The 23,975-nt window shown below is 67.9% G+C and carries 19 protein-coding genes; 12 read left to right on the top strand and 7 right to left on the bottom strand.

Features of this window, described 5'->3' with window-relative positions:
• Window positions 1-106: 106 nt before the first annotated feature.
• From B2G71_RS01005 to B2G71_RS00995, 3 genes are all read left to right on the top strand, one after another.
• The gene (locus B2G71_RS01005; protein WP_240529942.1) at window positions 107-415 is read left to right on the top strand and encodes a hypothetical protein; all 309 of its coding nucleotides are present in this window, start codon (window positions 107-109) and stop codon (window positions 413-415) included.
• A gap of 135 nt (window positions 416-550) precedes the next feature.
• Window positions 551-1,897, top strand: coding sequence for a TldD/PmbA family protein (locus tag B2G71_RS01000; RefSeq protein ID WP_098103902.1), 1,347 nt, complete (start codon window positions 551-553; stop codon window positions 1,895-1,897).
• Window positions 1,898-1,954: 57 nt separating this feature from the next.
• Window positions 1,955-2,392 carry a hypothetical protein gene (locus B2G71_RS00995; protein ID WP_141521455.1) on the top strand — a complete coding sequence of 146 codons (438 nt, stop codon included), beginning with the start codon at window positions 1,955-1,957 and terminating at the stop codon, window positions 2,390-2,392.
• Window positions 2,393-2,413: 21 nt separating this feature from the next.
• Here the strand turns inward: B2G71_RS00995 and ppa are convergent, their stop codons facing one another.
• The gene (gene ppa, locus B2G71_RS00990; RefSeq protein ID WP_098103900.1) at window positions 2,414-2,953 is read right to left on the bottom strand and encodes an inorganic diphosphatase; all 540 of its coding nucleotides are present in this window, start codon (window positions 2,951-2,953) and stop codon (window positions 2,414-2,416) included.
• A gap of 86 nt (window positions 2,954-3,039) precedes the next feature.
• Complete coding sequence (locus B2G71_RS00985; RefSeq protein ID WP_098103899.1) at window positions 3,040-4,956, bottom strand: M61 family metallopeptidase; 1,917 nt, start codon at window positions 4,954-4,956, stop codon at window positions 3,040-3,042.
• Between the two features lie 98 nt (window positions 4,957-5,054).
• On the opposite strand from B2G71_RS00985, the gene hisS reads away from it, so the two are divergent.
• The 6 genes from hisS to metK all read left to right on the top strand — a co-directional run bounded on the left by hisS (window position 5,055) and on the right by metK (window position 12,282).
• On the top strand, window positions 5,055-6,302 hold the full coding sequence (gene hisS / locus B2G71_RS00980; RefSeq protein WP_240529941.1) for a histidine--tRNA ligase: 1,248 nt from the start codon (window positions 5,055-5,057) through the stop codon (window positions 6,300-6,302).
• A complete protein-coding gene (gene prfA, locus B2G71_RS00975) occupies window positions 6,302-7,372 on the top strand; it encodes a peptide chain release factor 1 (RefSeq protein WP_098103897.1) in 1,071 nt (356 codons plus the stop codon). Before hisS ends, prfA begins: the two co-directional genes overlap by 1 nt.
• Window positions 7,365-8,207 carry a peptide chain release factor N(5)-glutamine methyltransferase gene (gene prmC / locus B2G71_RS00970; protein WP_098103896.1) on the top strand — a complete coding sequence of 281 codons (843 nt, stop codon included), beginning with the start codon at window positions 7,365-7,367 and terminating at the stop codon, window positions 8,205-8,207. The genes prfA and prmC overlap by 8 nt, the downstream gene beginning before the upstream one ends.
• 220 nt (window positions 8,208-8,427) lie before the next feature.
• The gene (locus tag B2G71_RS00965) at window positions 8,428-9,243 is read left to right on the top strand and encodes a DUF4167 domain-containing protein (RefSeq protein WP_346426921.1); all 816 of its coding nucleotides are present in this window, start codon (window positions 8,428-8,430) and stop codon (window positions 9,241-9,243) included.
• Between the two features lie 88 nt (window positions 9,244-9,331).
• Window positions 9,332-10,984, top strand: coding sequence for an apolipoprotein N-acyltransferase (lnt, locus tag B2G71_RS00960; RefSeq protein WP_098103894.1), 1,653 nt, complete (start codon window positions 9,332-9,334; stop codon window positions 10,982-10,984).
• 47 nt (window positions 10,985-11,031) lie between these two features.
• A complete protein-coding gene (metK, locus tag B2G71_RS00955; protein ID WP_098103893.1) occupies window positions 11,032-12,282 on the top strand; it encodes a methionine adenosyltransferase in 1,251 nt (416 codons plus the stop codon).
• A gap of 78 nt (window positions 12,283-12,360) precedes the next feature.
• On the opposite strand, the gene B2G71_RS00950 is transcribed toward metK, so the two are convergent.
• From B2G71_RS00950 to B2G71_RS00940, 3 genes are all read right to left on the bottom strand, one after another.
• Window positions 12,361-12,906: a glutathione peroxidase gene (locus B2G71_RS00950; RefSeq protein ID WP_098103892.1), complete on the bottom strand. Its 546-nt coding sequence runs from the start codon at window positions 12,904-12,906 to the stop codon at window positions 12,361-12,363.
• Window positions 12,907-13,013: 107 nt separating this feature from the next.
• On the bottom strand, window positions 13,014-13,649 hold the full coding sequence (locus tag B2G71_RS00945) for a CoA transferase subunit B (RefSeq protein ID WP_098103891.1): 636 nt from the start codon (window positions 13,647-13,649) through the stop codon (window positions 13,014-13,016).
• Window positions 13,649-14,368 carry a CoA transferase subunit A gene (locus B2G71_RS00940; protein WP_098103890.1) on the bottom strand — a complete coding sequence of 240 codons (720 nt, stop codon included), beginning with the start codon at window positions 14,366-14,368 and terminating at the stop codon, window positions 13,649-13,651. The genes B2G71_RS00945 and B2G71_RS00940 overlap by 1 nt, the downstream gene beginning before the upstream one ends.
• A gap of 161 nt (window positions 14,369-14,529) precedes the next feature.
• Here B2G71_RS00940 and B2G71_RS00935 point away from each other — a divergent pair, with 161 nt between their 5' ends.
• The 3 genes from B2G71_RS00935 (at window position 14,530) to B2G71_RS00925 (ending at window position 19,855) form a co-directional block, all read left to right on the top strand.
• The gene (locus B2G71_RS00935; RefSeq protein WP_098103889.1) at window positions 14,530-15,312 is read left to right on the top strand and encodes a universal stress protein; all 783 of its coding nucleotides are present in this window, start codon (window positions 14,530-14,532) and stop codon (window positions 15,310-15,312) included.
• Window positions 15,313-15,773: 461 nt separating this feature from the next.
• Window positions 15,774-18,089, top strand: a complete 2,316-nt coding sequence (locus B2G71_RS00930; protein ID WP_098103888.1) for a CDC48 family AAA ATPase — start codon at window positions 15,774-15,776, stop codon at window positions 18,087-18,089.
• 188 nt (window positions 18,090-18,277) lie between these two features.
• Window positions 18,278-19,855, top strand: coding sequence for an ABC-F family ATP-binding cassette domain-containing protein (locus B2G71_RS00925; protein WP_098103887.1), 1,578 nt, complete (start codon window positions 18,278-18,280; stop codon window positions 19,853-19,855).
• Window positions 19,856-19,888: 33 nt separating this feature from the next.
• Here the strand turns inward: B2G71_RS00925 and B2G71_RS00920 are convergent, their stop codons facing one another.
• Both B2G71_RS00920 and polA read right to left on the bottom strand, forming a co-directional pair.
• Window positions 19,889-21,031 (bottom strand): mechanosensitive ion channel domain-containing protein, encoded by a 1,143-nt coding sequence (locus B2G71_RS00920; RefSeq protein WP_098103886.1) that lies wholly within the window; start codon window positions 21,029-21,031, stop codon window positions 19,889-19,891.
• A gap of 66 nt (window positions 21,032-21,097) precedes the next feature.
• A complete protein-coding gene (polA, locus tag B2G71_RS00915; protein WP_098103885.1) occupies window positions 21,098-23,953 on the bottom strand; it encodes a DNA polymerase I in 2,856 nt (951 codons plus the stop codon).
• Between the last annotated feature and the right edge of the window lie 22 nt (window positions 23,954-23,975).

The raw sequence follows: 23,975 nt of genomic DNA, 5'->3' as shown, positions 1-23,975 counted from the left end.
GAGCCACCTTGAGAGGTTTCGGATGGACAAAACGAGCAGCAGCGCGCTCAACGCCCGCCATGAGGGTGCCCAGGTGGGGGCAAGGCCCGTGGACTGGCGCCGGCGCATGAGCGACCACATCGCCTATGCCCTGCTCGTTTACACCGCTTTGCAGATTTTCGTGACGATCGGCGCGCTCAAGACCGAGGGCGGCTCGCTGCTGCCCTATCTCGCGCTGGTCATCCTCGTCGTCGCCATCATTCCGGCGTGTCGCCGCTTCGAGTCGCGCTGGAACCGGCTCGACGACAGCCAGGCCCACGATGCCTCGCTCGAACGCTATTACAAGCGCGACCGGATGGCGCTCTGGCTGCTCGCGATCGGCCTGCCATTCGCGCTGACCGGCCTGTTCAGGGGCCTCGCCCTCTTTTTCGCCTGAGCCCTTTCCAGAACGTCCGACAAGCGCGTTCGGAGCCCGGCGCCTCCCTCGCGACGATTGCGAACGGCCCTCGCGGTGACTAGGTACGCCGCTTTCGCACGCCCTTTCGCGTGCGGCCAGGAGGACCACTACGCCATGCTCGACCCCGATAGCGCAGCCGATCGCGCCGTCGACCTCGTGGCGCGGGCGCGCCGCGCCGGCGCCGATACGGCCGACGCGGTCTACCTCGCCAACGCCTCGCAAAGCATCCAGGTCCGACTCGGCAACCTCGAGGATGCCGAGCGCTCCGAGAGCGAACACATCGCGCTGCGCGTCTTCTGCGGCAAGCGCTCGGCCAGCATCGGCTCGTCGGACCTCAGCGGCGCGGCGCTCGACGAGCTTGCCGCGCGCGCCGTCGACATGGCCCGCGCCGCGCCCGAGGACGCCTATGCCGGACTCGCGCCCGAAGAGCTGCTGACGCGGGGCGCGCTGCCCGAACTGGAACTCACCGATCCGACCGAGCCCAGCCCGCAGGATCTGCGCGCCGTCGCCCTCGAAGCCGAAGACGCCGGTCGCGCGGTGGCGGGCGTGACCAATTCCGAGGGCGCAGGCGTGAGCGCGACCAGATCGGTCTTCGCGCTGGCGACGAGCCACGGCTTCGCGCGCGGCTTCGCCTCGTCGAGCCACAGCATAAGCGCGGTGATGGTCGCGGGCGACGGCGGCGCCAAGCAGCGCGACTATGCCTGGCGGCAGGCGCGCTATCGCGAGGACCTCATCGGCCCGGCCGAGATCGGTACGCTCGCCGGCACGCGCGCGACGGGCAAGGTCGATCCCGGGCGGATGCGCAGCGGGCAGATGCCGGTGGTGCTCTCGCCGCGCGTCGGCGGGACCCTGATCGGCCATTTCCTCGGCGCGATCTCGGGTAACGCGGTCGCACGGCGCGCCAGCTTCCTGCTCGACAAGCGCGGAGAGCGGGTGTTCGCGCCCGACATCACCATTTTCGACGATCCGCATCGCGTGCGCGGCCTGCGCTCGCGCGCCTTCGACGGCGAGGGTCTCGCGACGAGCCCGCGCGCGCTGGTCGACCAGGGGCGCCTCGCCGGATGGCTGATGGACAGCGCGGCGGCGCGCCAGCTTGGCCTCGAGCCCACCGGCCACGCCTCGCGCGGCGGCGGCGGCGCGCCGGGCGTGGCGGCGGGCAACGTCCACATCAGCGCCGGCGAGCCGACCCCGGCCGAACTCATGGCCGACATCGCCGAAGGGGTCTACGTGACCGAGCTGTTCGGACAGGGCGTCAACGCCGTTACCGGCGACTACAGCCGCGGCGCCTCCGGCTTCCGGATCGTCAACGGCGAGATCGCCGGGCCCGTCGCGGAGTTCACGGTCGCCGGCAACCTGCTGGCGATGTTCGCCAGACTGCGCACCGCGAGCGATCTCGAATGGTTCCGCCCGATCAACGTGCCGACCATGCGTATCGACGGCATGACCATCGCCGGCGGTTGAACGGCGGCCTCGATTGCGACACCATCGACAGCGCGGAAACGATCGGCGGAGGCGCGAATGAGGCTGGCGGCACGAATGCTCGCGCTCGGGTGCGCGCCCTTTGCCATCCATGCCCCGGCCGCCCTCGCCGCCGATCCGGCGGACGAGGCGGCGCTGGACCGAATGTCCGATGCAATCTTCGAACGGCTGAAGGCCGGCGACGCTGACGGAATGGTCGACGTTTCGCTCGGCAGATCACCGCTGATGGCCGGCAAGGAGGCCGAGCGGCAGAATCTCTCTGCGCAGATCGAGACGACAACGCGCATCTACGGGCCGGTCCGGAGCGTCGAGAAAGTCGAGCAGGCCGGTTACGGCAACCTGGTGGTGAAACGCTATTATGTCGCCCAGCACGACAAGTATGTCACGCGCTGGGAACTTGTCTTCGTCAAGCTGCCCGGAGGCTGGGCCGTCTCGCAGCTTTCGTTCGACGACCGGGCGCCGTCCTGGATGGACTGAGGCGCCCGTCCGCCCGGGCCGCTAGGCCGCCTTGGCGTCCTTGGCGCGCTCGATCGCTTCCTTGATCACCTGACGGGCCTCGTCGGCGCCGCCCCAGGTGCCGACACGCACCCACTTTTCCTTCTCGAGGTCCTTGTAGTGGGTGAAGAAGTGCTCGATCTGCTTGAACACGATCTCGGGCAGATCGTCCTTTTCGGCGACGTTCGTGTAGTACGGAAACGTCGAATCGACGGGCACGCAGACCAGCTTCTCGTCGCCGCCGTGCTCGTCCTCGAGGTTGAGAACCGCGATCGGACGCGCGCGCACGACGCAGCCCGGGATGAACGGCGATCGCGCCACGACCAGCGCGTCGAGCGGGTCGCCGTCGGGCGAAAGCGTATGCGGCACGAAGCCGTAGTTCGCCGGATAGCGCATCGGCGTGTGCAGGATACGGTCCACGAAAAGCGCGCCCGAGGCCTTGTCGAATTCGTACTTCACCGGCTCGCCGCCCAGCGGGACCTCGATGATGACGTTGAGGCTTTCGGGCGGGTTATCGCCAATCGGAACCATGTCGATGCGCATCTTTGACCTCTTTCGTGTGGCGTGTTGATCGTCGCCGGCGCGGGACCTAGCGTCCCGCATGCTGCGCTGCAACGGACTTTGTGCGATCAGCGCGCCGCGCGGCGCGGCGCGAGCAGGCGGTCGAGCCCGGCCGCGCCCGAAACGGCCTTCTCCAGCCAGGGCCAGCGCAGCCCGTCGTGATAGTCGACCGCCACGTTCAGCACGCGGTCCCCGCGCTGCACGATGAGCGTAAGCGGCTGCGTGCGCCCCTTGGCCGCTGCGATCGCGGCCTTCATCGTATCGTGGCTGTAGGCGAGCGTGTCGACCGCGAGGATCTTCGCCCCGCTCACGACGCCGGCCTTGAACGCCGGGCCGTCCCAGCGGACCGAATTGACGGTGCCGTCCTTGCCGAGATCGAGCCCGAGCGAGTGCCACAGCGACAGCGTCTGGCGATAGTCCATCTGCGCCTTCTCGTAGGGATTGGGCCTGTCGCGATAGGCGATGCGGTAACCGCCCCGCTCCAGTCCCGCGTAAGGAGCGGACCGCCCGGTTCCGTCGATCCGTTCGGCGAGGAACGCCGCCCAGTCGTAGGAATAGACCTTGCCCAGCGTCGCGACGACGTCGTCGTAGGTGTAGCGCAGCGTCGGGCCCGTGCCCTCGCGGTAGGAAAAAAACGCCCTGGCGAAATCGTCGAGGCTCTTGCGGCCGCCCGTGCCCTCGCGAATGATCTGGTCGGCTTCCAGCCAGATCATCGCGCCTTCCCAGTAATAGTCCTCGCCGCGCGCCAGCGAGGCATAGGGCTTGGGCTTGCGCGCCGCGACGATCGGGTCGTAGGTCGTGTCCTCGACCGACCGCCAGTCGCGTCCCGGCGACGCGGCGAGCGCGGCGGCGCGCTGCGCGATGTTGCCGAGCACGACGTCCTTCGACTGCGTGCCCGCGCGCGCCGCCAGCACCAGCCCCCAGAACTGGGTCTGTCCCTCGTAGACCCACAGCAGGCTGTCCACCATCGGCGTGCGGTAATCGGGCGTCCAGAGCCCGGCCGGGCGGCGGTACTTGCCGTTCCAGCTATGCACGAACTCGTGGCTGAGGACGTTGCGGTCCCAGTCGAAATCGTCCCACTGCGCGAAATTGTTGGGTTCGAGCTGGTTCTCGCTCGAACGCAAGTGCTCGAGACCGATGCCGCCGATCCGGTCGCTCAGCGCGACGAGGAACTCGTAGTGGTCGAAGGCGGGCTTGCCGAACAGCAGCAGCGTCTCGTCGACCAGCGCGGAGAGCTTGGCCTGGTCCTCGGCGCGCAGCGCGAGCTGGCCGGGCGAATCGGCGACCGCGCTCAGCGTCACCGACGGGTCGAGGCTCCAGCTCCGGAAATTGGCGCCCGCGAAGATCGGCGAATCGACCAGCCGCTCGTAGTCGGTCTCGGCCCAGGTGAAGCGGTCGCCCGACTTGCGCTCGCCCTCCAGCGAGACCGCCGGCGTCCAGCCGGACGGCAGCGTCACCTGCGGCTTCACCCTGATCCGTCCTACGTAGTGACCCGCCGGATAGAGGCTCATCTTCTCCCACTGCAGGTTGAGCATCTGCCGGGTCATGGTGACGCGCCCCTCGTCCGACTGCAGCGGCGAAGTGTGAACGAAGCGCGCGACGACCTCGCGCGCGCCCTCGGGAATATCGACGTGGAAGGCGTAGACTTCGACCGGATCGCGCCGCCAGGCGACGGGCTTGCCGCCGACGGTGAAGCGCAAGTCGACGAGTTCGGCGATCGGTCCGCGCGGGGCGTGATTGCCGGGCAGCCACTGCGGGAACAGCAGCGTCAACCGCTCGGTGCCGGGCGCGACCGGGATCGTCTCGGTCACGCGGTACAGACCGCGCTCCACGTCGCTCGCATCGATGTCGAGCGCGATCGTCCCGCCCGGATAAGGCGTGTCGGCGGCAGCGGGAATCTCGGCGGACATGCCGGACGGTGCGGCGCCGGCGGGAAGGGTAAGCGCGGCCAGGGCAAGGCTCGCGGCGACGGTCAAGGCTTTCATCGGGTCCTATTGGCCGCTGATCGGCCGCGCCGCAACCGCACCACGGGGCGATTGCGCGGACTTTTCCCGGCGCGGCAATGCCGCTAAGCGGCGCAGCCATGGAAACACCGCAAGCCATTCGCGGCACGCAAGACATCTTCGGCGCCGAGGCCGAGGCCTTCGCGCACGTCGTCGAAACCTTCGAGCGCGTGCGCAAGCTCTACCGCTTCCGCCGCGTCGAAATGCCCGTCTTCGAGAAGACCGAGGTCTTCAGCCGCTCGATCGGCGAGACCACCGACGTCGTCTCCAAGGAGATGTACTCGTTCGAGGATCGCGGCGGCGAATCGTTGACGCTGCGGCCCGAATTCACCGCGGGGATCGCGCGCGCCTATCTCACCAACGGCTGGCAGCAGCACGCGCCGCTCAAGGTCGCGACGCACGGGCCGCTGTTCCGCTACGAGCGGCCGCAGAAGGGCCGCTATCGCCAGTTCCACCAGATCGACGCGGAGATCATCGGCGCGGCCGAGCCCGCCGCCGATGCCGAGCTGCTGATCATGGCCGACCAGTTGCTCAAGGAACTGGGCATCACCGATGGCGTGACGCTCCAGCTCAACACGCTGGGCGACGCGGCGAGCCGCGATGCCTGGCGCGCGGCGCTGGTCGAATACTTTCGCGCGCACAAGGGCTCGCTGTCCGAAGATTCGCAGGACCGGCTCGAGCGCAACCCGCTGCGGATTCTCGATTCGAAGGACCCGCGCGACAAGGCCTTCGTCGCCGACGCGCCCAGGATCGACGATTTCCTCTCCGGCGAGGCGCAGGACTTCTTCGGCAAGGTCACCACGGGCCTCGATGCGGCGGGCGTGGCGTGGACGCGCGCGCCCTCGCTGGTGCGCGGGCTCGACTACTACCGCCACACCGCCTTCGAATTCGTGACCGACCGGCTCGGCGCGCAAGGCACCGTGCTGGGCGGCGGGCGCTACGACGGACTGATGGAGTCGCTCGGCGGCCCGCACACGCCGGCGGTCGGCTGGGCAGCGGGGATCGAGCGGCTGGCGATGCTGGTCGTCGATGCCGGCGAGATCGCGCCCGAGTCTCCCGACCTCGCGATCGTCCCCCTCGGCGCCGCAGCAGAAACCGCGTGCCTTGGCTTGGCGGCGACGCTGCGCCGCTCGGGTCTCAGCGTCGAGATAGGCTTTCGCGGGAACATGAAGAAACGCATGAGCCGCGCCAATGACAGTGGCGCGCGCTTCGCATTGATCGTGGGCGACGACGAACTCGCGGCGGGTGAGGCCATGGTCAAGGATCTGGCCACCGGCGATCAGGAGCGCCTGCCGCTTCACGCCATTCCAGCGCGGATCGGAGCCTGATGGCGGTAAGCGACGAACGCCTCGCTCAGATCGCGCATCGGTTCGCCGAACTGGAAGCGCGGCTGGCTTCGGGCACGCTCGAGGGCGACGCCTTCGTGGCCGCGAGCCGCGACTATGCCGAACTGGAGCCGGTGGCGCGGGTCGCCGCGCATCTCGCCTCGCTGCGCGGCGAGATCGCGAGCCTGAGCACGCTCGAGGACCCCGATCCCGAAATGCGCGCGCTCGCCGAGGACGAACTGCGCGCGCTCAAGGAAGAGGTGCCCGAGGCCGAGCGCAAGCTGGCGCTCGCGATGCTGCCGCGCGATGCCGCCGACCAGCGCCCCGCGATGCTCGAAATCCGCGCGGGCACCGGCGGCGACGAGGCCGCGCTCTTCGCTGCCGACCTCTACCGCATGTACGAACGCTATGCCGCCGAGCAGGGCTGGCGGATCGAGCCGATCAGCGTCAACGCCAACGACATCGGCGGCTTCAAGGAAATCGTCGCCAACATTGCCGGCCAGGGCGTGTTCGCCAAGCTCAAGTTCGAGAGCGGCGTGCACCGCGTCCAGCGCGTGCCCGTCACCGAAAGCGGCGGGCGCATCCACACCTCGGCGGCGACCGTGGCGGTGCTGCCCGAACCCACCGAGGTCGACGTGCAGATCGAGGACAAGGACCTCAAGATCGACATCTATCGCGCGAGCGGCGCGGGTGGACAGCACGTCAACACCACCGATTCGGCGGTGCGCATCACCCACTTGCCCACCGACATCGTCGTCACTTGCCAGGACGAGCGCAGCCAGCACAAGAACAAGGCCAAGGCGATGCAGGTGCTGCGCGCGCGGCTCTACGAGAAGATGCGCGACGAGGCCCAGGGCGCCGAGGCCGAGGCGAGAAAGGCGATGGTCGGATCGGGCGACCGTTCGGAACGCATCCGCACCTACAACTTCCCGCAGGGCCGCGTCACCGATCACCGCATCAACCTGACGCTGCACCGCTTGCCCGAAGTGCTCGAAGGACCGGGGCTGGGCGAACTGATCGACGCGCTGATCGCCGAGGACGAAGCCAAGCGCCTCGCCGCGATGGATGCCTGACACGATCGCCGCGGCGATCACCGCCGCCGTCGCCGCGCTCGGCCCCGAAGCCTCGACCGCACGGCTCGACGCCGAACTGCTGATGGCGGGCGCGCTGGGCGTCTCGCGCTCGGACCTGCTGCTGCGGCACATGCGCGATCCCGCGCCCGAGGGCTTCGCGGGGCTGCTCGAACGGCGCATGGCGCACGAGCCGGTCGCCTACATCCTCGGCACCGCCGAGTTCTACGGCCTGACGCTCGAGGTCACACCCGACGTGCTGATACCGCGCGGCGACACCGAAACGCTGATCGAGGCCGCGCGCGAGGCGCTCACCGCGCGGCCGCCGCGCCGCGTGCTCGATTGCGGGACCGGCTCGGGCGCGCTGCTGCTCGCCGCGCTCTCGCTCTGGCCGCAGGCGCAAGGCATCGGCATCGACCGCAGCGAGGCCGCGCTCGCGGTGGCCGCGCGCAATGCCGACGCGCTCGGCCTCGCGCCCCGCGCCGACTTGCGCCGCGCGGACTGGGGCGCGCCCGGCTGGGCCAAGGGCCTGGGCAGGTTCGACCTGATCCTCGCCAATCCGCCTTATGTCGAGGACGATGCCCCGCTCGAACGCGTGGTGCGCGATCATGAGCCGGCGGGCGCGCTTTTCGCTGGGGCCGAGGGGCTCGATGCCTATCGCGTGCTGGTGCCGCAGTTCCCCCGCCTGCTCGCACCCGAAGGAGTCGCGATGGTCGAAATCGGCGCGCGGCAAGCCGATCCGGTCGCGGCGATCGCGCATGCCGCCGGGCTCGCGACTCGGCTCCACCGCGACCTCGCGAACCGCCCCCGCGCTGTGGAAATGTCGGTTTCCCGGTAAATTTTCGCTTGGCAATGCCGTACTGAATGCCTAAGTCTTGTCTAGAGCCTAGGCGTGGACGGAATTTTCCCAGGCAATCGGCTCTACTCCAGCATTTGCAAAGCGGCGCGGCGGGAGAGCTGCACGCGGCAAGTGAGGGTGGCACGGCTCTCGTACGCGAACCGTGGATAAGCGACATACGGTCGCCGGCCAAGCCATTGGCCGCTGCCAAGGGGCTTTTTTGAGGAAATTATCCTTGAACAACAATCGTGGGAATAACCGCCGGCGTGGCCGCGGGAATAATCGGCAACAGAACAACCAGCAGCTCAATCGTATCGATAGCCGGGCGCGTGGCAATGCGCCCCAGTTGCTCGAGAAGTACAAGAAGCTGGCACACGACTCGCACCTGAACGGGGATCGCGTGCAGGAGGAGTATTACCTCCAGTTCGCCGATCATTACTTCCGCGTGATGGCCGATCAGCGCCAGCGTCAGGAAGAATCGCGCCAGAACCGCCGCGATGATCGCTCAAACGACTACAACGACGACGACAGCGACGACAGCGGCAGCAACTACGGCGATGACCGCCAGCAGCACGGCAACCATTCGGGCAATCGCCAGCAGTCGCAGCCCCAGTCCCAGCCGCAGCAGGACCGTCAGTCCGAAACCGGCGAGGGCGGCTCCGAAGGCGAGCGCTCGGTCTACGAACCGGTCGAAAACCCCTTCGTGCGCAATTCGCGCGGCCCCGCCAAGTCTGCGCGCAAGCCGCGTCGCAAGAATGACGAGGGCGAAGGCGAAGACAAGGCGGACACAGCCGAGGCGAAAGCCGGCGACGCCGAAGCCGAGGCACCGGCAAAGCCGAAGACCCGCTCGCGCCGCAAGCCGGCGGCCGACAAGAGTTCCGACGAGACTCCGGGGATCGACGCGGCGGCCCTGCCCCCCTCGATCGGCAAGGACGGCGAGACCGCCGAGGAGGCGCCCGCCAAGCCGAAGCGCCGGACCCGCCGCACCGCCAAGCCTTCGGGCGATTCGGGCGAGGCCCTCGAAGCGGTGAACTGATCCGCGATCCGCCGGGGGCGGCCCCGGCGGCCGCACGTCACCGCAGGACGCTTGCCTTGCGCCGGGCGGCGCTCCACAAGCCGCGCGCATGATCCGTTCTCGTCAGGCGGCAGAGGCCGTCTTCCGCTATCGGCGCAGCGGCGCGATCGTCGCCGGCGCGCTCACGGCCTGCGGTTTCCAGCCGCTGGCGCTCTGGCCGCTGGCCCTGCTCGGGCTCGCCTGGCTCGCCGAAGCCGCCGCGCGCTCGCGCAGTATCGGGAGCGCCTTCGCGGTCGGCTGGTTCTTCGGCCTCGGCCATTTCACCATCGGCAACAACTGGATCGCGACCGCCTTCACTTACCAGGCGGAAATGCCGCAATGGCTCGGCAGCATCGCGGTCATCCTGCTCTCGCTCTACCTCGCGATCTTTCCCGCGCTGGCGACCGCCGCGGCCTGGGCCTTCGTACGCTACCTGCGCGCAAGGCGCGGCAGCGACGACGAGCGGACCGAGCCCGCGGCCCTGCCCTATTTCGGCCTCGTCTTCGCCGCGTGCTGGATCGTCACCGAGTGGACGCGCGCCTGGCTCTTCACCGGTTTCGCGTGGAACCCGCTCGCGGTCATGCTGGTGGGCCCTTACGATTCGCAGGGCCTTGCCCTGCTCGCGCCCTGGCTCGGCACTTACGCGCTGTCCGGCCTTGTCGTCGGCCTTGCCTGCCTGCTGCGCCGGGCGATGCATTTCCTCATCGGCGGCTCCGCGCGCGAGCGGCTCGCGGCGGGGCTCTCTCTCGCCGTGGCGGCAGGGGCGCTCGGCACGGTGATGCTCGCGCCCGCCGCCTATCTGGCCCCGCGCGAGGGCGCGATCCGCTTCACCCTGATCCAGCCCGATCTGCGGCAGGAAACGCTCGACGACCCGCGCAATTTCGAGCGCCACTTCATCAAGATGGCGCGGCTCACGGTGCAGAAGGACCGTGCCGACCGGCGGGTCGTGTTCTGGCCCGAATCGGGCCTCGCCGACTACTTGCGCGACGGTTATCCGCCGTTCCTCTACCGGTTGATGACCTACGACGCCGATCCCGTCGCCGCGCGCGAGCGCATCGGCCGCGTGATCGGTCCCTACAGTCTGCTGCTCACCGGCGCGGTCGACATCGTCATCAAGGATGGCGAGGACATCGCCGCGCGCAACTCGGTGACGGCGATCGACTGGCGCGGCAGCATCCTCGCCGGATATTCCAAGGCGCATCTAGTGCCCTTCGGCGAATATCTTCCGCTGCGCTACCTGCTCGAACCGCTCGGGCTGACGCGGCTTGTCGCCGGAACGCTCGACTTCTGGCCCGGACCGGGACCGCGAACCTACAACTTCGGCGCCTGGGGCAAGGCCGGAATCCAGATCTGCTACGAAATCGTGTTCTCGGGCGAGGTGGTCGATCCGGCAAGCCGGCCCGACTACATCTTCAATCCCTCCAACGACGGCTGGTTCGGCGCCTGGGGTCCGCCGCAGCATCTCGCCCAAGCGCGGCTGCGTGCGATCGAGGAGGGCCTGCCCATCCTGCGCTCGACCACGACCGGGATCAGCGCGGTGATCGACGCCGACGGCATCGTGCGCGGCTACATTCCGCGCCACACCGCCAACCGGATCGACGGCAAGATCCCCCCTGCGCACCCGCCGACGCCGTTTGCCCGCTTCGGCAATCTCATTCCTCTGCTGATCGCCGCTGCACTGCTTTTGGGATGTGCTGTTGCGTTGCGACGCGCAACGCGATAGACGCTCCGCCAAGCACATAAAGAAATCTTTATATGAATGGTGAGCCAATGCGCAGCGAATATGTCTTTACCTCCGAAAGTGTCTCGGAAGGCCATCCCGACAAGGTTTCCGACCAGATCTCGGACGCCATCGTCGATCTGTTCCTGTCGAAGGACCCGGAAGCGCGTGTCGCCTGCGAGACCCTGACGACCACCGACCGCGTCGTCCTCGCGGGGGAAGTGCGCGGCAAGGGCATGATCGATTCGAAAGGCAACTGGGAGCCCGGCGCCTTCGAGGAGATCCAGAAGACGGTTCGCAACGTGGTCAAGACGATCGGCTACGAGCAGAAGGGCTTCCACTGGCAGAACCTGCACTTCGAAAACCACCTGCACCCGCAGAGCGCGGACATCGCGCAGGGCGTCGATTCGGCCGGCAACAAGGATGAAGGCGCAGGCGACCAGGGCATCATGTTCGGCTACGCCAGCGACGAGACCGTCGACCTGATGCCGGCGACGCTGGATTACAGCCACAAGATCCTGCACCAGATGGCGGCGGACCGCCACTCGGGCAAGGCGCCGTTCCTCGAGCCCGACGCCAAGAGCCAGGTCACGCTGCGCTATCGCGACGGCAAGCCGGTCGCCGCGACCGCGATCGTGGTCTCGACCCAGCACGCCAAGGACTATTGCGAGCCCTGGGAGAAGGACGGCGAATCGGGCGGTGATGCCGCCAAGTACGCCGAACTGCGCGACTACGTGAAGGGCGTGATCGCCCAGGTCATCCCGGCCGAGCTGCTCTCGGACGAGACCGTCTATCACATCAACCCGACCGGCAAGTTCGAGATCGGCGGCCCCGATGGCGACGCCGGCCTGACCGGCCGCAAGATCATCGTCGACACTTACGGCGGCGCGGCGCCGCACGGCGGCGGCGCGTTCTCGGGCAAGGACCCGACCAAGGTCGACCGCTCGGCCGCCTACGTCACCCGCTACCTCGCCAAGAACGTCGTCGCGGCGGGCCTGGCCAAGCTCTGCACGATCCAGGTGTCCTACGCGATCGGCGTGTCCGAGCCGCTCTCGCTCTACGTTGACACGAGCAGCACCGGCACCGTCGACGACGAGAAGATCGAGGCGGCGATCTGGGCCGTCGCCAAGGCCAAGCTGGGCGGCCTGACGCCGCGCGGCATTCGCACCGGCCTTGGCCTCAACAAGCCGATCTACCAGCCGAGCGCCGCCTACGGCCACTTCGGCCGGCTTGCCGAGGGCGACCTGTTTCCCTGGGAGCGCACAGACCTGGTGGACGATCTCAAGGCAGCGATCGGCTGAGGCGACGCGATACGCGAAAACGAAAAAGGGGCGCCGGTTCGAACCGGCGCCCCTTTTTCGTTGCGAGCCTGGCCCGGACTACTTGGCCAGTTCGCTCTCGATCGCGGAGACGAGCGCCGGATCGTCGGGCGCGGTGCCCGGCGCGAAGCGCGCGGCGACCGTGCCGTCCTTGGCGATCAGGAACTTCTCGAAGTTCCACAGCACCTCGGGATCGTCGTTCGGCGTCATGCCGTAGCCGCGAAACCTCTCCTTCATGCCCTCGACGTCGCCCTGCTTGGTGGGGATCGCGCCGGTCAGTTCGGCATAGAGCGGCTGCTTGTCCGCGCCCGAGACCGGGGCCTTGGCAAAGAGCGGAAACGAGACGCCGTAGTTCGCCTGGCAGAACTCGACGATCTCCTCGTGCGTGCCGGGTTCCTGGCCGCCGAAGTCGTTGGCGGGAAAGCCGAGCACTTCGAAGCCCTTGTCCTTGTAGGCCTGGTAGAGCTTCTCGAGCCCCTCGTACTGCGGCGTGAGGCCGCATTTCGAGGCGACGTTCACCACCAGCAGGACCTTGCCCTGATGCCGGGCGAGGCTGTCGGTGGCGCCGTCGATGCGGGTCAGCGGAATTGCGCCGATGTCGGCCATTGGATCGTCTCCCGTTGCGAGTCTGTCCTGCCGGTTATGCGGCGCGGCCCGGGGGGCCGCAAGCCGCCGCTTCGGTTCCGTCGGCACCGAAGCGACGCGCCCGCGCGTCACGCCAGATAGTGCGCCGTCGTCTTGGCCGCGACTTCCTCGGCGGTCACCTCGGGCGCCAGTTCGACCAGCCGGAACGGCGAATCGTGGTCCGGGCGCTGGAACACGCACAGATCGGTCACGATCATGTCGATCACGTTCTTGCCGGTCAGCGGCAGCGTGCATTCGGGAATGAACTTGGGATCGCCGCTCTTGCTGGTGTGCTCCATGACGACGATGATCTTCTTGACGCCGGCGACGAGATCCATCGCGCCGCCCATGCCCTTGATCATCTTGCCGGGGATCATCCAGTTGGCGATGTCGCCGTTCTCGGCCACTTCCATCGCGCCGAGCACGGCGACGTCGATATGGCCGCCGCGGATCATGCCGAAGCTCTGCGCCGAATCGAAGTAGGCCGAACGCGGCAGTTCGCTGATCGTCTGCTTGCCCGCGTTGATCAGGTCAGGATCGACGTCCTCGGGATAGGGGAACGGACCGATGCCGAGCATGCCGTTCTCCGACTGGAGCGTGACGGTGATGTCCTCCGGCACGTAGTTCGCCACCAGCGTGGGAATGCCGATGCCGAGGTTCACGTAGAAGCCGTCTTCGAGTTCCTTGGCCGCGCGCGCGGCCATCTGATTCCGGTCCCAGGGCATTATGCGGCCTCCCTCTCGCGCGTGGTCGTGAATTCGATCTTCTTGTCGTAGGGCGCGCCCACGATGATCCGCTGGACGTAGACGCCCGGCAGGTGAATGCAGTCGGGATCGAGCGAACCGGTGGGCACCACTTCCTCGACCTCGACCACGCAGACCTTGCCGCAGGTGGCGGCCGGCACGTTGAAGTTGCGCGCGGTCTTGCGGAACACGACGTTACCGGTCTCGTCCGCCTTCCACGCCTTCACGAGGCTGAGATCGGCGAAGATGCCTTCCTCGAGAATGTATTCCTCCGGGCCGTTGCGGCCCTCGAACACCTTCACTTCCTTGCCCTCGGCGACCTGGGTGCCGACGCCGGTCTTGGTATAGAACCCGGGAATGCCCGCACCGCCGGCGCGCATGCGCTCGGCAAGCGTGCCCTGGGGGCAGAACTCGACTTCAAGCTCGCCCGCGAGGAACTGGCGCTCGAACTCCTTGTTCTCGCCGACGTAGCTCGAGATCATCTTCTTGACCTGCTTGGTGCGCAGCAGCTTGCCGATCCCCTCGTTGTCGATCCCGGCGTTGTTCGAGGCGAAGGTGAGGTCCTTGACGCCGCTGTCGCGCACCGCGTCGAGCAGCCGCTCGGGGATGCCGCAGAGACCGAATCCGCCCGCGGCGACGAGCAATCCATCGCGCAACAGGCCGTCCAGCGCAGCGGCGGCGTCCGGATAAATCTTGTTCATTCAGGTCCTCTCCTCGGCCAAAGACTATGCTGCTTTGCAACAGCGGATGCCGGATAGCGCAATGCGGGGCTTACGGTCCAGTTCACAAATCCGGCGGAATTGACGAGTGTCATGGACCCTGCCGCCCTGTTCGCTATGAATGTTCAAAAAGGAGAGCAGCTATGAAATCGATCCTCTTCAGTGCCGAAGCCGGAGCCGGGTTCGACGCCCGCCTGGAGACCGCGCTCAACCTCGCCCGCGCGACGAGCGGCCATGTGACCGCGCTCGTCAACATGGCGATGACCGCGAACATCGTGATGGACCCGCTGGGCAGCAGCTATGTCGTTTCCGAAGTCATCGACCGGGCGCGCGACGAGCGCGATACCCAGGCCAAGGCGGTCGAGACGCGCCTGGCGCGCGAGGACGTGGCGTACGACGTCGTTTGCACCGAAGGCGATCTGGTCACTTCGCTGGCGGACGCGGCCCGCTTTGCCGATGTCGTCGTGGTCTCCGGGGGAAGCGAGATCGCCGGCGATCTCGCGCTCACGGCGCGCACTCCGGTGCTGATGATCGCCGATGACGCGCCGCTATCCTTCCCTCTCGCCAAGGCCTGCATCGGCTGGGACGGCGGCGAGGAAGCAGCCTTCGCGCTGCGTTGCGCGCTGCCGATCCTGACGCTGTGCGATTCGGTGGAGATGGTCACCATCACCGAGAAGACCGGTGGCTTCCCCGCGACCGACGCCCTGCGCTATCTCTCTCGCCACGGCATTCATGCCGAACTCGAGGAACTGGCCCGGCGGGGTTCGACCGAGGAAACGCTCGAAGTCGCGGTGGCAAAGAGCGGCGCGCAACTGCTTGTCATGGGCGCGTACGGCAAGAGCCGCATGCGTGAGTTCCTGTTCGGCGGCGTCACCGCCTATTTCCTCGGAAAGGAAGGCGATCTCGCGCTGTTGATGGCACACTGAGTTTCTTCGAAGCGGCTCGCGGCGCCGATCCGGACAGCCGGATCGGGCCGCGCCTTGGTGCACTGCAGCGCAATTATGCCGATTCTTGCACAGACCGCGCGCCGCCGGTCACGTTTCGCCTTGGGCAACGAACCGGGCCTTTCAATTTTTCTCGTTTAAAAATCATATACTTAGATAAAAACCTGAATCGATTGTCAATTTTACACGGGTCTATGAGCATTTCGCACTTGCACAAAAATCGGGCTTGAGTCATACAGAAACTGCCTTTCAGGCATCCTCTCCCAAAACTTCCAGGGCCCGGTCGGCAACGACCGGGCCGCTTTTTTTCGCGGTGCGGGGAGCGCGTCCGCGTTGCGATGCCGACAGCGGGTCCATCCCCCCTTTGAAATCCTCCGGCCCAGTACCTAGCTTCGCAGGTGCCAACCGCGTCCCCGCAGGGGCAGGTAACGGGAAGGAAGCGCATGGCTGACGCCGCCACCGACATCGAAACACGTTCCATCAAGCTGCAGGTCGCAGCGGCCCGACAGGAAGAAAGCGGCCGCGGCATCGCGCGCCTTTCGCGCGCCTCGATGTCCGCATTGGGCGCGCTCGAGGGCGACACGCTCGAGATCACGGGCAAGCAGATGACCGTGGCCCGAGCCATGCTCGCCTATCCCGAGGACGAGGAACTCCAGGTCATCCGCCTCGATGGCCTCCAGCGCGGCAACGCCGAGGTCGGCTCGGGCGAACACGTCAAGGTGCGCAAGGCCGAATCGCGCCCCGCGCAACGCGTCGTCTTCGCGCCCGCGCACCGCCAGATGCGCCTCCAGGGGCCGACCATCGCGCTCAAGCGCAATTTCGCCGGGCGGCCGATGGTCCAGGGCGATCTCGTCGCCACCACCGGCCAGCAGCAGGTCGCCGACATCCCGCCGCAGCTCCGGCGCATGTTCAACGCACCCGCCTACGCGCTCACCCAGATCCGCCTCAACGTCGTCTCGACCACCCCCAAGGGCATCGTCCATATCGACGAGAACACCGAGGTCGAGCTGCGCGAGGTCTTCGAGGAAGCGCTGGGGCCGCGCGGCGACATCAACTACGACGACGTCGGCGGCATGTCCGAGACCATCAAGGCGCTGCGCGAGATGGTCGAACTGCCGCTGCGCTATCCCGAGCTGTTCACGCGCCTCGGCGTCGATCCGCCCAAGGGCGTGCTGCTCCACGGCCCGCCGGGAACCGGCAAGACGCGGCTGGCGCAGGCCGTCGCCAACGAAAGCGACGCCAACTTCCTGCTGATCAACGGGCCCGAGATCATGGGTTCGGGCTATGGCGAGAGCGAGAAGGCGCTGCGCGAGGTCTTCGACGAGGCGGCCAAGTCGAGCCCGGCCATCATCTTCATCGACGAGATCGATTCGATCGCGCCCAAGCGCGACCAGGTCCATGGCGAGGCCGAAAAGCGGCTCGTTGCCCAGCTCCTCACGCTGATGGACGGCCTCAACAGCCGCGCCAACGTCGTCGTCATCGCCGCCACCAACCGGCCCGACGCCATTGACGAGGCGCTGCGCCGTCCCGGCCGCTTCGACCGCGAGATCATCGTCGGCGTGCCCGACGAGAGCGGCCGGCGCGAGATCTTCGCGATCCACACGCGCGGCATGCCGCTCGGCCCCGACGTCGATCTCAAGGAACTGGCACGCACGACCCATGGCTTCGTCGGCGCGGACATCGCCGCGCTCGCGCGCGAGGCGGCGATCGAGGCGGTGCGCCGGATCATGCCGCAGATCGACTTCGAGGAACGCACGATTCCGCCCGAGGTCCTCGAAAGCCTCTCGGTCGAACGCAACGATTTCGTCGAGGCGCTCAAGCGCGTGCAGCCTTCGGCGATGCGCGAGGTCATGGTGCAGATGCCGAGCATCGGCTGGGCCGACATCGGCGGGCTCGACGACGCGCAGATGAAGCTCAAGGAAGGCATCGAGCTGCCGCTCAAGAACCCGGAGAGCTTCCACAAGCTGGGCATTCGGCCCGCCAAGGGCTTCCTGCTCTACGGACCCCCAGGCACCGGCAAGACGCTGCTCGCCAAGGCCGTCGCCAAGGAGGCCGAGGCGAACTTCATCTCGATCAAGTCGTCCGATCTGCTGTCGAAGTGGTACGGCGAGAGCGAGCAGCAGATCGCGCGCCTGTTCGCCCGCGCCCGGCAAGTCGCGCCCTGCGTGATCTTCATCGACGAGATCGACAGCCTCGTGCCCGCGCGCGGCTCGGGCGGGTCGATGGGCGAGCCGCAAGTCACCGCGCGCGTGGTCAACACGCTGCTTACCGAGATGGACGGCATGGAGGAACTGCAGTCGGTGGTGCTGGTGGGTGCGACCAATCGCCCGGCACTGCTCGATCCCGCACTGCTGCGCCCAGGCCGCTTCGACGAGTTGGTCTACGTCGGCACGCCCGACGAGAAGGGCCGCGAGCACATCCTGGGCATCCATACGGGCAAGATGCCGCTGGCCGACGACGTCTCGCTCGCGGACATCGCCGCGCGCACCGAGCGCTTCACCGGGGCCGATCTGGAAGACGTGGTCCGCCGCGCCGGCCTGATCGCGATCCGCAAGCGCGGTGCCGAGGTTGCCAACGTCTCGCGCGAGGACTTCGAGGAAGCGCTCGAGGACAGCCGCGCGACGGTGACGCCCGAGATGGAGGCCGAATACGCCAAGATGAAGGGCGAGCTGAAAAAGCGCGCCATGGCGGTCGAGCCGATCGGCTTCATCGCGCCCGGCATGGTCGAATCGACGCGCGACAAGAAGCACGGCGACTGATCCGGCGCCGGTCGGACCACCGGCGCCAAGCGAGGGGCCCGCGAAGCCGCGATACTTCGCGGGCCTTGTCGCGCCCGCCCGAAAACCGTATGGGGCAAGAACCCCGTCCCTAAGAGGCCTGTAGCAGAGTCCGATGAACACCTGAGCACATAGCAACCCTTTCGTTCACGCTATCTGCCGGTGTTCCCATGACATTGTTGACTCTCGACCGCGTCGCCTGCGCCGCGCCCGACGGTACCTTGCTGTTCTCCGATCTGACGGTCTCGCTCGGCCGCGAGCGGCTGGGCCTCGTCGGCCGCAACGGCTCGGGCAAGTCCACGCTGCTGCGCGCGATCGCTGGCGAGCATCCGCTCGCCGCGGGCTCGATCGCCGGCAACGCCCGCATCGCGATGCTGCGGCAACTGCCCCGCGCGCGGGATGCGACGGTCGCCGATGCCCTCGGCGTGGCGGAAGATCTCGCACGGCTCGACCGCATCGAGGCTGGTGCACCGCGCGACGACGATCTCGACCGCGCCGACTGGACGCTCGCGTCCCGCCTCGATGCCGCGTCCGCCTCCGCCGGGCTCGCCGCGATCGATCCGGCGCGCCCGCTCGCGACGCTGAGCGGCGGCGAGCGCACGCGCATGATGCTGGCGGGGATGCTGCTCGAGGACCCCGAAGTGCTCCTGCTCGACGAGCCGACCAACAATCTCGATGCCGCGGGCCGCGAGGCGGTCGCTGCACTCCTCGCCGGATGGAACGGCGCCGCCGTCGTCGCGAGCCATGACCGCGCGCTGCTCTCCGACATGGATGCGATCGTCGAACTGACCCGCGTCGGCGTGCACCGCGTCGGCGGCGGCTGGGAGGCCTTTGCCGAACGGCGCGAGGCCGAGCGCGAGCGCGCCGCCAGGGCGCTCGACCGGGGTGAGCAGGCGCTGGCGCGCGCGCGGCGCGAAAAACAGCGCGAGACCGAAAAGCAGGCACACCGCGAAGCCAAGGGCCGCCGCGTCGCCGCCAGCCGCAGCGAGCCAAAGATCCTGCTCGGCGCAAGGAAGCGGCGGGCCGAGGCCACCGCCGGGCGCATCGAGACGAAGGGCGGCGAAAGCGTCGCCCGCGCCGAGGAGGATCTGGCGGACGCGCGCGGTCGCGTCGAAGTGCTCGATCCGATCCGCATCGCCCTGCCGCCGAGCGGCTTGTCCGCCAACCGGGTGCTGGTCGAGGCGCGCGCGATCACTTGCGAGCGCGGCGCACGGCGCTTGTTCGGCCCGATCGACGTAACCGTGCGCGGCCCCGCGCGGATCGCGATTGCCGGCCCCAACGGGTCGGGAAAGACGAGCCTTGTGCGCATCCTCGTCGGCGAGGAAGCGCCGACTTCGGGAGACGTGCGCCGCGAGCCGGGCCGGATCGCGCTGCTCGATCAGGAGCTCGCGCTGCTCGGCTCAGGCGGCACCGTGCTCGAAAGCCTGCGCCGCCTCGCGCCCGAACTCGACGCCAACCAGGCCCGCGCCGCGCTGGCGGCCTACGGCTTCCGCAATGCCTGGGCCGAGCGCGAGGTGGCCTCGCTCTCGGGCGGCGAGCGCGTGCGGCTGGCGCTGGCGGGCCTGTTCTCGCGCGCCGAGCCGCCGCAACTGCTGGTGCTCGACGAGCCCAGCAACCACCTCGACGTCGCCGCGCTCGAAATGCTCGAGGCGGCGCTGCGCGGCTACGACGGCGCGATCGTGTGTGTCAGCCACGACGCGGGCTTCATCGCGTCGCTCGCGCCGACCGAGACGATCGTGCTGGGCTGAGGCGCGCGCGCCTTGGCGGAGCGCGGACTTCTCCTATGCCCCCGCCGCGTTGCCGCCGTTGCGGGCCGCAGGGAGGATTTCGGCCATCTCGGGTGCCGGGCTCAGCTCGACCGGCGCGACCGGCAGGATGCGGTTGCGCACGATCGCGTCGGGCCGGGTCTCGCGGATCCAGCCGATCAGCGCCTCGCGCACGTCGCAGCGCAAGTCGAACAGCGTGGGCGAATCCTTCGCGGTCATCAGGAAGCGGATCTCGACCGCGTCGCGCGTCAGCTCAGTGACCTGCATGTGCTTGACCCGCCCGTCCCAGCGCGCGTTGTCTTCCACCAATTCATAGAACTTCTCGCGGATCGGCTCGAGCTCGGTCATCGGATCGACATAGAACATCACGGTGCCGAGCAGTTGCGAACTGGTCTTGGTCCAGTTCTGGAAGATCTCCTCGAGGAACTTGCTGGTCGGCACGACGAGGCGCCGCTCGTCCCAGACCTTGACCACCACGTAGGTCGTGCGGATTTCCTCGATCCAGCCCCACTCGCCGCCTATGATCACCGCGTCGCCGATGGTGATCGGCTCGGTCAGCGCCATCTGGAACCCGGCGATCAGCGACTTGAGCGCGGGCTGCGCCGCCGCGCCGACGGCGAGACCGGCGAGCCCCGCCGAGGCCATCAGCGTCACGCCGACATCGCGCACGCCCGGAATCGAGAGCAGCATCAGCCCGATCGTGATGAAGACGATGAGAAACGTCAGGATGCGGTTGAAGATCGAGAGCCGGGTCCGGCGACGGCGCGCGGCGCGGTTGTCCGCGACCGAGATGTCGCTGCGCAGGATCATCGCCTCGATGAAGGCGTGAAGGATCGCCACCGCCATCCAGCCGACCAGCAGCGGGATCGCGAGCCCCGCGATCCGCTCCCAGAAATCCTCGAGCATCGGCGTTTCCGATGCCGCGATGACGATTCCGAGCGCATAGAGCGCCCAGCGCGAGGGCGCCGCGAGCTTGCGCACGACGAGGTTGTCGGCCTTGCTTTCGGACCCCTTGGCGAGCCGCGTCAGCAGCTTGAACAGCACCCAGTGGATCAGCTGGGCGGCCGCGATCGCGATCGCGGCCATGACCACCGCCGATACCGCGTGCCGCAGCCAGAGCGGCGTGTCGCCGAGAAGAGCATGGATGAACTCAACCATCGGGCCTAGCTTATGCCGCAACGCAGCATTTTCAACCCGGGGGAATTGCCCGGTCGCGTCCCGGTGTCAGTGCGCCGCGCCCCAGCTCGCGCCGTGCCCGATCTCGACTCCCAGCGGCACGTCGAGCCTGACCGCCGGCAGCGCCGCTTCGGCCATGACCCGCTCGATCACCGGCGAAGCGGCGGCGACGTCGCTTTCGGGCAGCTCGAACACCAGTTCGTCGTGGACCTGGAGCAGCATCCGCACCGCGCCCAGCCCCGCCTCGTCGAGCGCCGGGCCCATGCGGACCATGGCGCGCTTGATGATGTCGGCGCTGGTGCCCTGGATCGGGGCGTTGATCGCGGCGCGCTCGCTCCCCTGCCGCTCGGCCTGGTTCTTCGATGTGATTCGCGGAAACCAGGTCTTGCGGCCGAACAGCGTCTCAGAATAGCCCTGCGTGCGCACGGTCTCGAGCGTCTCGTGGATGTAGCGCTGAATGCCGGGGAAGCGCTCGAAGTAGCGGTCGATCATCGCCTGCGCCTCGTCCGGTTCGGTGCCGAGCCGCCCGGCCAGCCCCCAGCGCGAGATGCCGTAGAGAATCGCGAAATTGATCGTCTTGGCGCGCCCGCGCGTGTCGCGGTCGACCGTGCCGAACATCTCCATCGCGGTGCGCGCGTGGATGTCCTCGCCGTTGGCGAAGGCCTCCTTGAGCGAGGGGACGTCGGCCATGTGCGCCGCGAGCCGCAGCTCGATCTGCGAATAGTCGGCCGCGAGCAGGACGTTGCCCGGCTCGGCGACGAAGCAGTCGCGAATCTGGCGGCCGATCTCGGTGCGGATCGGGATGTTCTGCAGGTTCGGATCGGTCGAGGACAGCCGCCCGGTCTGCGCGCCGACGAGCGAGTAGCTGGTGTGGACGCGGCCCGTGTCCGGATTGATCGCGGCCTGCAACGCTTCGGTATAGGTCGAGCGCAGCTTGGTGAGCTGACGCCATTCGAGCACCTTGGTGGCGACTTCGGCGCCCTCGCCCGCGAGCTTTTCGAGCACGTTCTGGTCGGTCGAGTACTGGCCCGACTTGCCCTTGCGCCCGCCCTTGTAACCCATCTTGTCGAACAGGATCTCGCCGAGCTGCTTGGGGCTGCCGATGGTGAAGTCCTGCCCGCACAGACCGAATATCTCACATTCGAGCGCCGAGACGGCCTCGGCGAACTGGCTCGACAGGTGCGCCAGCTTGTCGCGGTCGACCTTGATGCCATGCCGCTCCATCCGCGCGACGACGGGAATCAGCGGCCGGTCGACCCGTTCATAGATGCGGGTGCCGCCCTCGAACGAGAGCCGGGGCTTGAGCACCTGGTGCAGCCGCCAGGTCGCGTCCGCATCCTCGGCGGCATACTGGGTCGCGCGATCGAGCGGCACTTCGCCGAAGGGGATCGCCTTCTTGCCGGTGCCGCAGATCTCCTTGAAGGTCAGCGTGGTATGCGACAAGTGCCGCTGCGACAGCTCGTCCATGCCGTGGCCGCCGCCGATGCCCTCGATCTGCCGGCCCGAATCGAGACAGAACGAGACGATCATCGTGTCGTCGATCGGAGCCACCGCGATACCGTGCCGGGCGAGCACGTTGAGGTCGTACTTGATGTTCTGCCCAACCTTGAGCACCGCGTCGCTTTCCAGCAGCGGCTTGAGCCGGGCGAGCGCTTCCTCGCGCGGCACCTGCTCGGGCTTCTCGGCGAACATGTCGCTGCCGCCGTGGCCGAGAGGAATGTAGCAGGCGTCGTTGGGGCCGAGAGCCAGCGAAATCCCGGCGAGATCGGCGCGCATGGCATCGAGCGCCGAGGTCTCGGTGTCGACCGCGACGACCCGCGCCGCCGCCGCGCGCGCGATCCATTCGTCGAGTTCGGCGAGCGTGGTGACGCACTTGTAGGCGTCGCGGTCGACCGCCGGCATCTCGGGAAGCGGCTGGCGCGAAGCCCCCTCGGCGGGGCCGGCGCCCGCCGTCACGGGCTTGGAGGGATTGAGCCGCGTGGTCGGTTCGGGGCTGCCGCTCCCCGCATGGAGGCGCTTGAGAAGGCTGGTGAAACCGTGCTTTTCGAGGAAGGCGGCGAGCGGTTCGACGGGGATCGCGTCGAGCTTGAAGTCCTCCATCGCGATCGGCAGCGCACAGTCTTCCTTGAGCGTGACCAGCACCTTGGAAAGCCGCGCCATGTCGGCCTGCTCGATCAGCCGCTCCTGGAGTTTGGACTTCTTCATGTCCGGCGCGGCGGCGAGCGCCGATTCGAGGTCGCCATAGTCCTGGATCAGCTTGGTCGCGGTCTTGGGGCCGACGCCGTAGACGCCGGGAATATTGTCCACCGAATCGCCCATCAGCGCGAGCACGTCGCCGACCTTCTCAGGCGGGACACCGAATTTCTCCACGACCTCGGGCACGTCGATGCGCGCGTTCTTCATCGTGTCGAGCATGTCGATGCAGCCGCCCTCGTGCCCGTCGACGGGATCGGCGCATCGGCCCACGAGCTGCATCAGGTCCTTGTCAGAGGATACGATGGTCACGTCCCAGCCGCGCCGGGTCGCCTCGCGCGCATAGCTGGCGATGAGGTCGTCCGCCTCGAACCCCTCCTCCTCGATGCAGGCGAGACTGAAGGCGCGAGTCGCGTCGCGGATCAGCGGAAACTGGGGGACGAGATCCTCGGGCGGCGGCGGGCGGTTGGCCTTGTACTCGTCGTAGATCTCGTTGCGGAACGAGGTTGAGGACTTGTCGAGGATCACCGCGAGATGCGTCGGCCCGTCGGCCTTGTTGAGATCCTCCGCGAGCTTCCAAAGCATCGTCGTATAGCCGTAGACCGCGCCTACGGGCGTCCCTTCCGGATCGGTCAGCGGCGGCAGGCGGTGATAGGCGCGAAAGATGTAGGCCGACCCGTCGACCAGATAGAGATGCTGCTTGGGCTCCATGGACGATCCCTAGCAGCGCTTG

Source organism: Novosphingobium sp. PC22D (assembly GCF_002556635.1).
Lineage (GTDB): Bacteria > Pseudomonadota > Alphaproteobacteria > Sphingomonadales > Sphingomonadaceae > Novosphingobium.
This window is presented reverse-complemented; position numbering and strand designations above follow the sequence as displayed.

Coding starts and splice junctions, on each gene's coding strand:
- B2G71_RS01005 (WP_240529942.1), top strand. CDS start 107: ATGAGCGACCACATCGCCTATGCCCTGCTCGTTTACACCGCTTTGCAG.
- B2G71_RS01000 (WP_098103902.1), top strand. CDS start 551: ATGCTCGACCCCGATAGCGCAGCCGATCGCGCCGTCGACCTCGTGGCG.
- B2G71_RS00995 (WP_141521455.1), top strand. CDS start 1,955: ATGAGGCTGGCGGCACGAATGCTCGCGCTCGGGTGCGCGCCCTTTGCC.
- ppa (WP_098103900.1), bottom strand. CDS start 2,953: ATGCGCATCGACATGGTTCCGATTGGCGATAACCCGCCCGAAAGCCTC.
- B2G71_RS00985 (WP_098103899.1), bottom strand. CDS start 4,956: ATGAAAGCCTTGACCGTCGCCGCGAGCCTTGCCCTGGCCGCGCTTACC.
- hisS (WP_240529941.1), top strand. CDS start 5,055: ATGGAAACACCGCAAGCCATTCGCGGCACGCAAGACATCTTCGGCGCC.
- prfA (WP_098103897.1), top strand. CDS start 6,302: ATGGCGGTAAGCGACGAACGCCTCGCTCAGATCGCGCATCGGTTCGCC.
- prmC (WP_098103896.1), top strand. CDS start 7,365: ATGCCTGACACGATCGCCGCGGCGATCACCGCCGCCGTCGCCGCGCTC.
- lnt (WP_098103894.1), top strand. CDS start 9,332: ATGATCCGTTCTCGTCAGGCGGCAGAGGCCGTCTTCCGCTATCGGCGC.
- metK (WP_098103893.1), top strand. CDS start 11,032: ATGCGCAGCGAATATGTCTTTACCTCCGAAAGTGTCTCGGAAGGCCAT.
- B2G71_RS00950 (WP_098103892.1), bottom strand. CDS start 12,906: ATGGCCGACATCGGCGCAATTCCGCTGACCCGCATCGACGGCGCCACC.
- B2G71_RS00945 (WP_098103891.1), bottom strand. CDS start 13,649: ATGCCCTGGGACCGGAATCAGATGGCCGCGCGCGCGGCCAAGGAACTC.
- B2G71_RS00940 (WP_098103890.1), bottom strand. CDS start 14,368: ATGAACAAGATTTATCCGGACGCCGCCGCTGCGCTGGACGGCCTGTTG.
- B2G71_RS00935 (WP_098103889.1), top strand. CDS start 14,530: ATGAAATCGATCCTCTTCAGTGCCGAAGCCGGAGCCGGGTTCGACGCC.
- B2G71_RS00930 (WP_098103888.1), top strand. CDS start 15,774: ATGGCTGACGCCGCCACCGACATCGAAACACGTTCCATCAAGCTGCAG.
- B2G71_RS00925 (WP_098103887.1), top strand. CDS start 18,278: ATGACATTGTTGACTCTCGACCGCGTCGCCTGCGCCGCGCCCGACGGT.
- B2G71_RS00920 (WP_098103886.1), bottom strand. CDS start 21,031: ATGGTTGAGTTCATCCATGCTCTTCTCGGCGACACGCCGCTCTGGCTG.
- polA (WP_098103885.1), bottom strand. CDS start 23,953: ATGGAGCCCAAGCAGCATCTCTATCTGGTCGACGGGTCGGCCTACATC.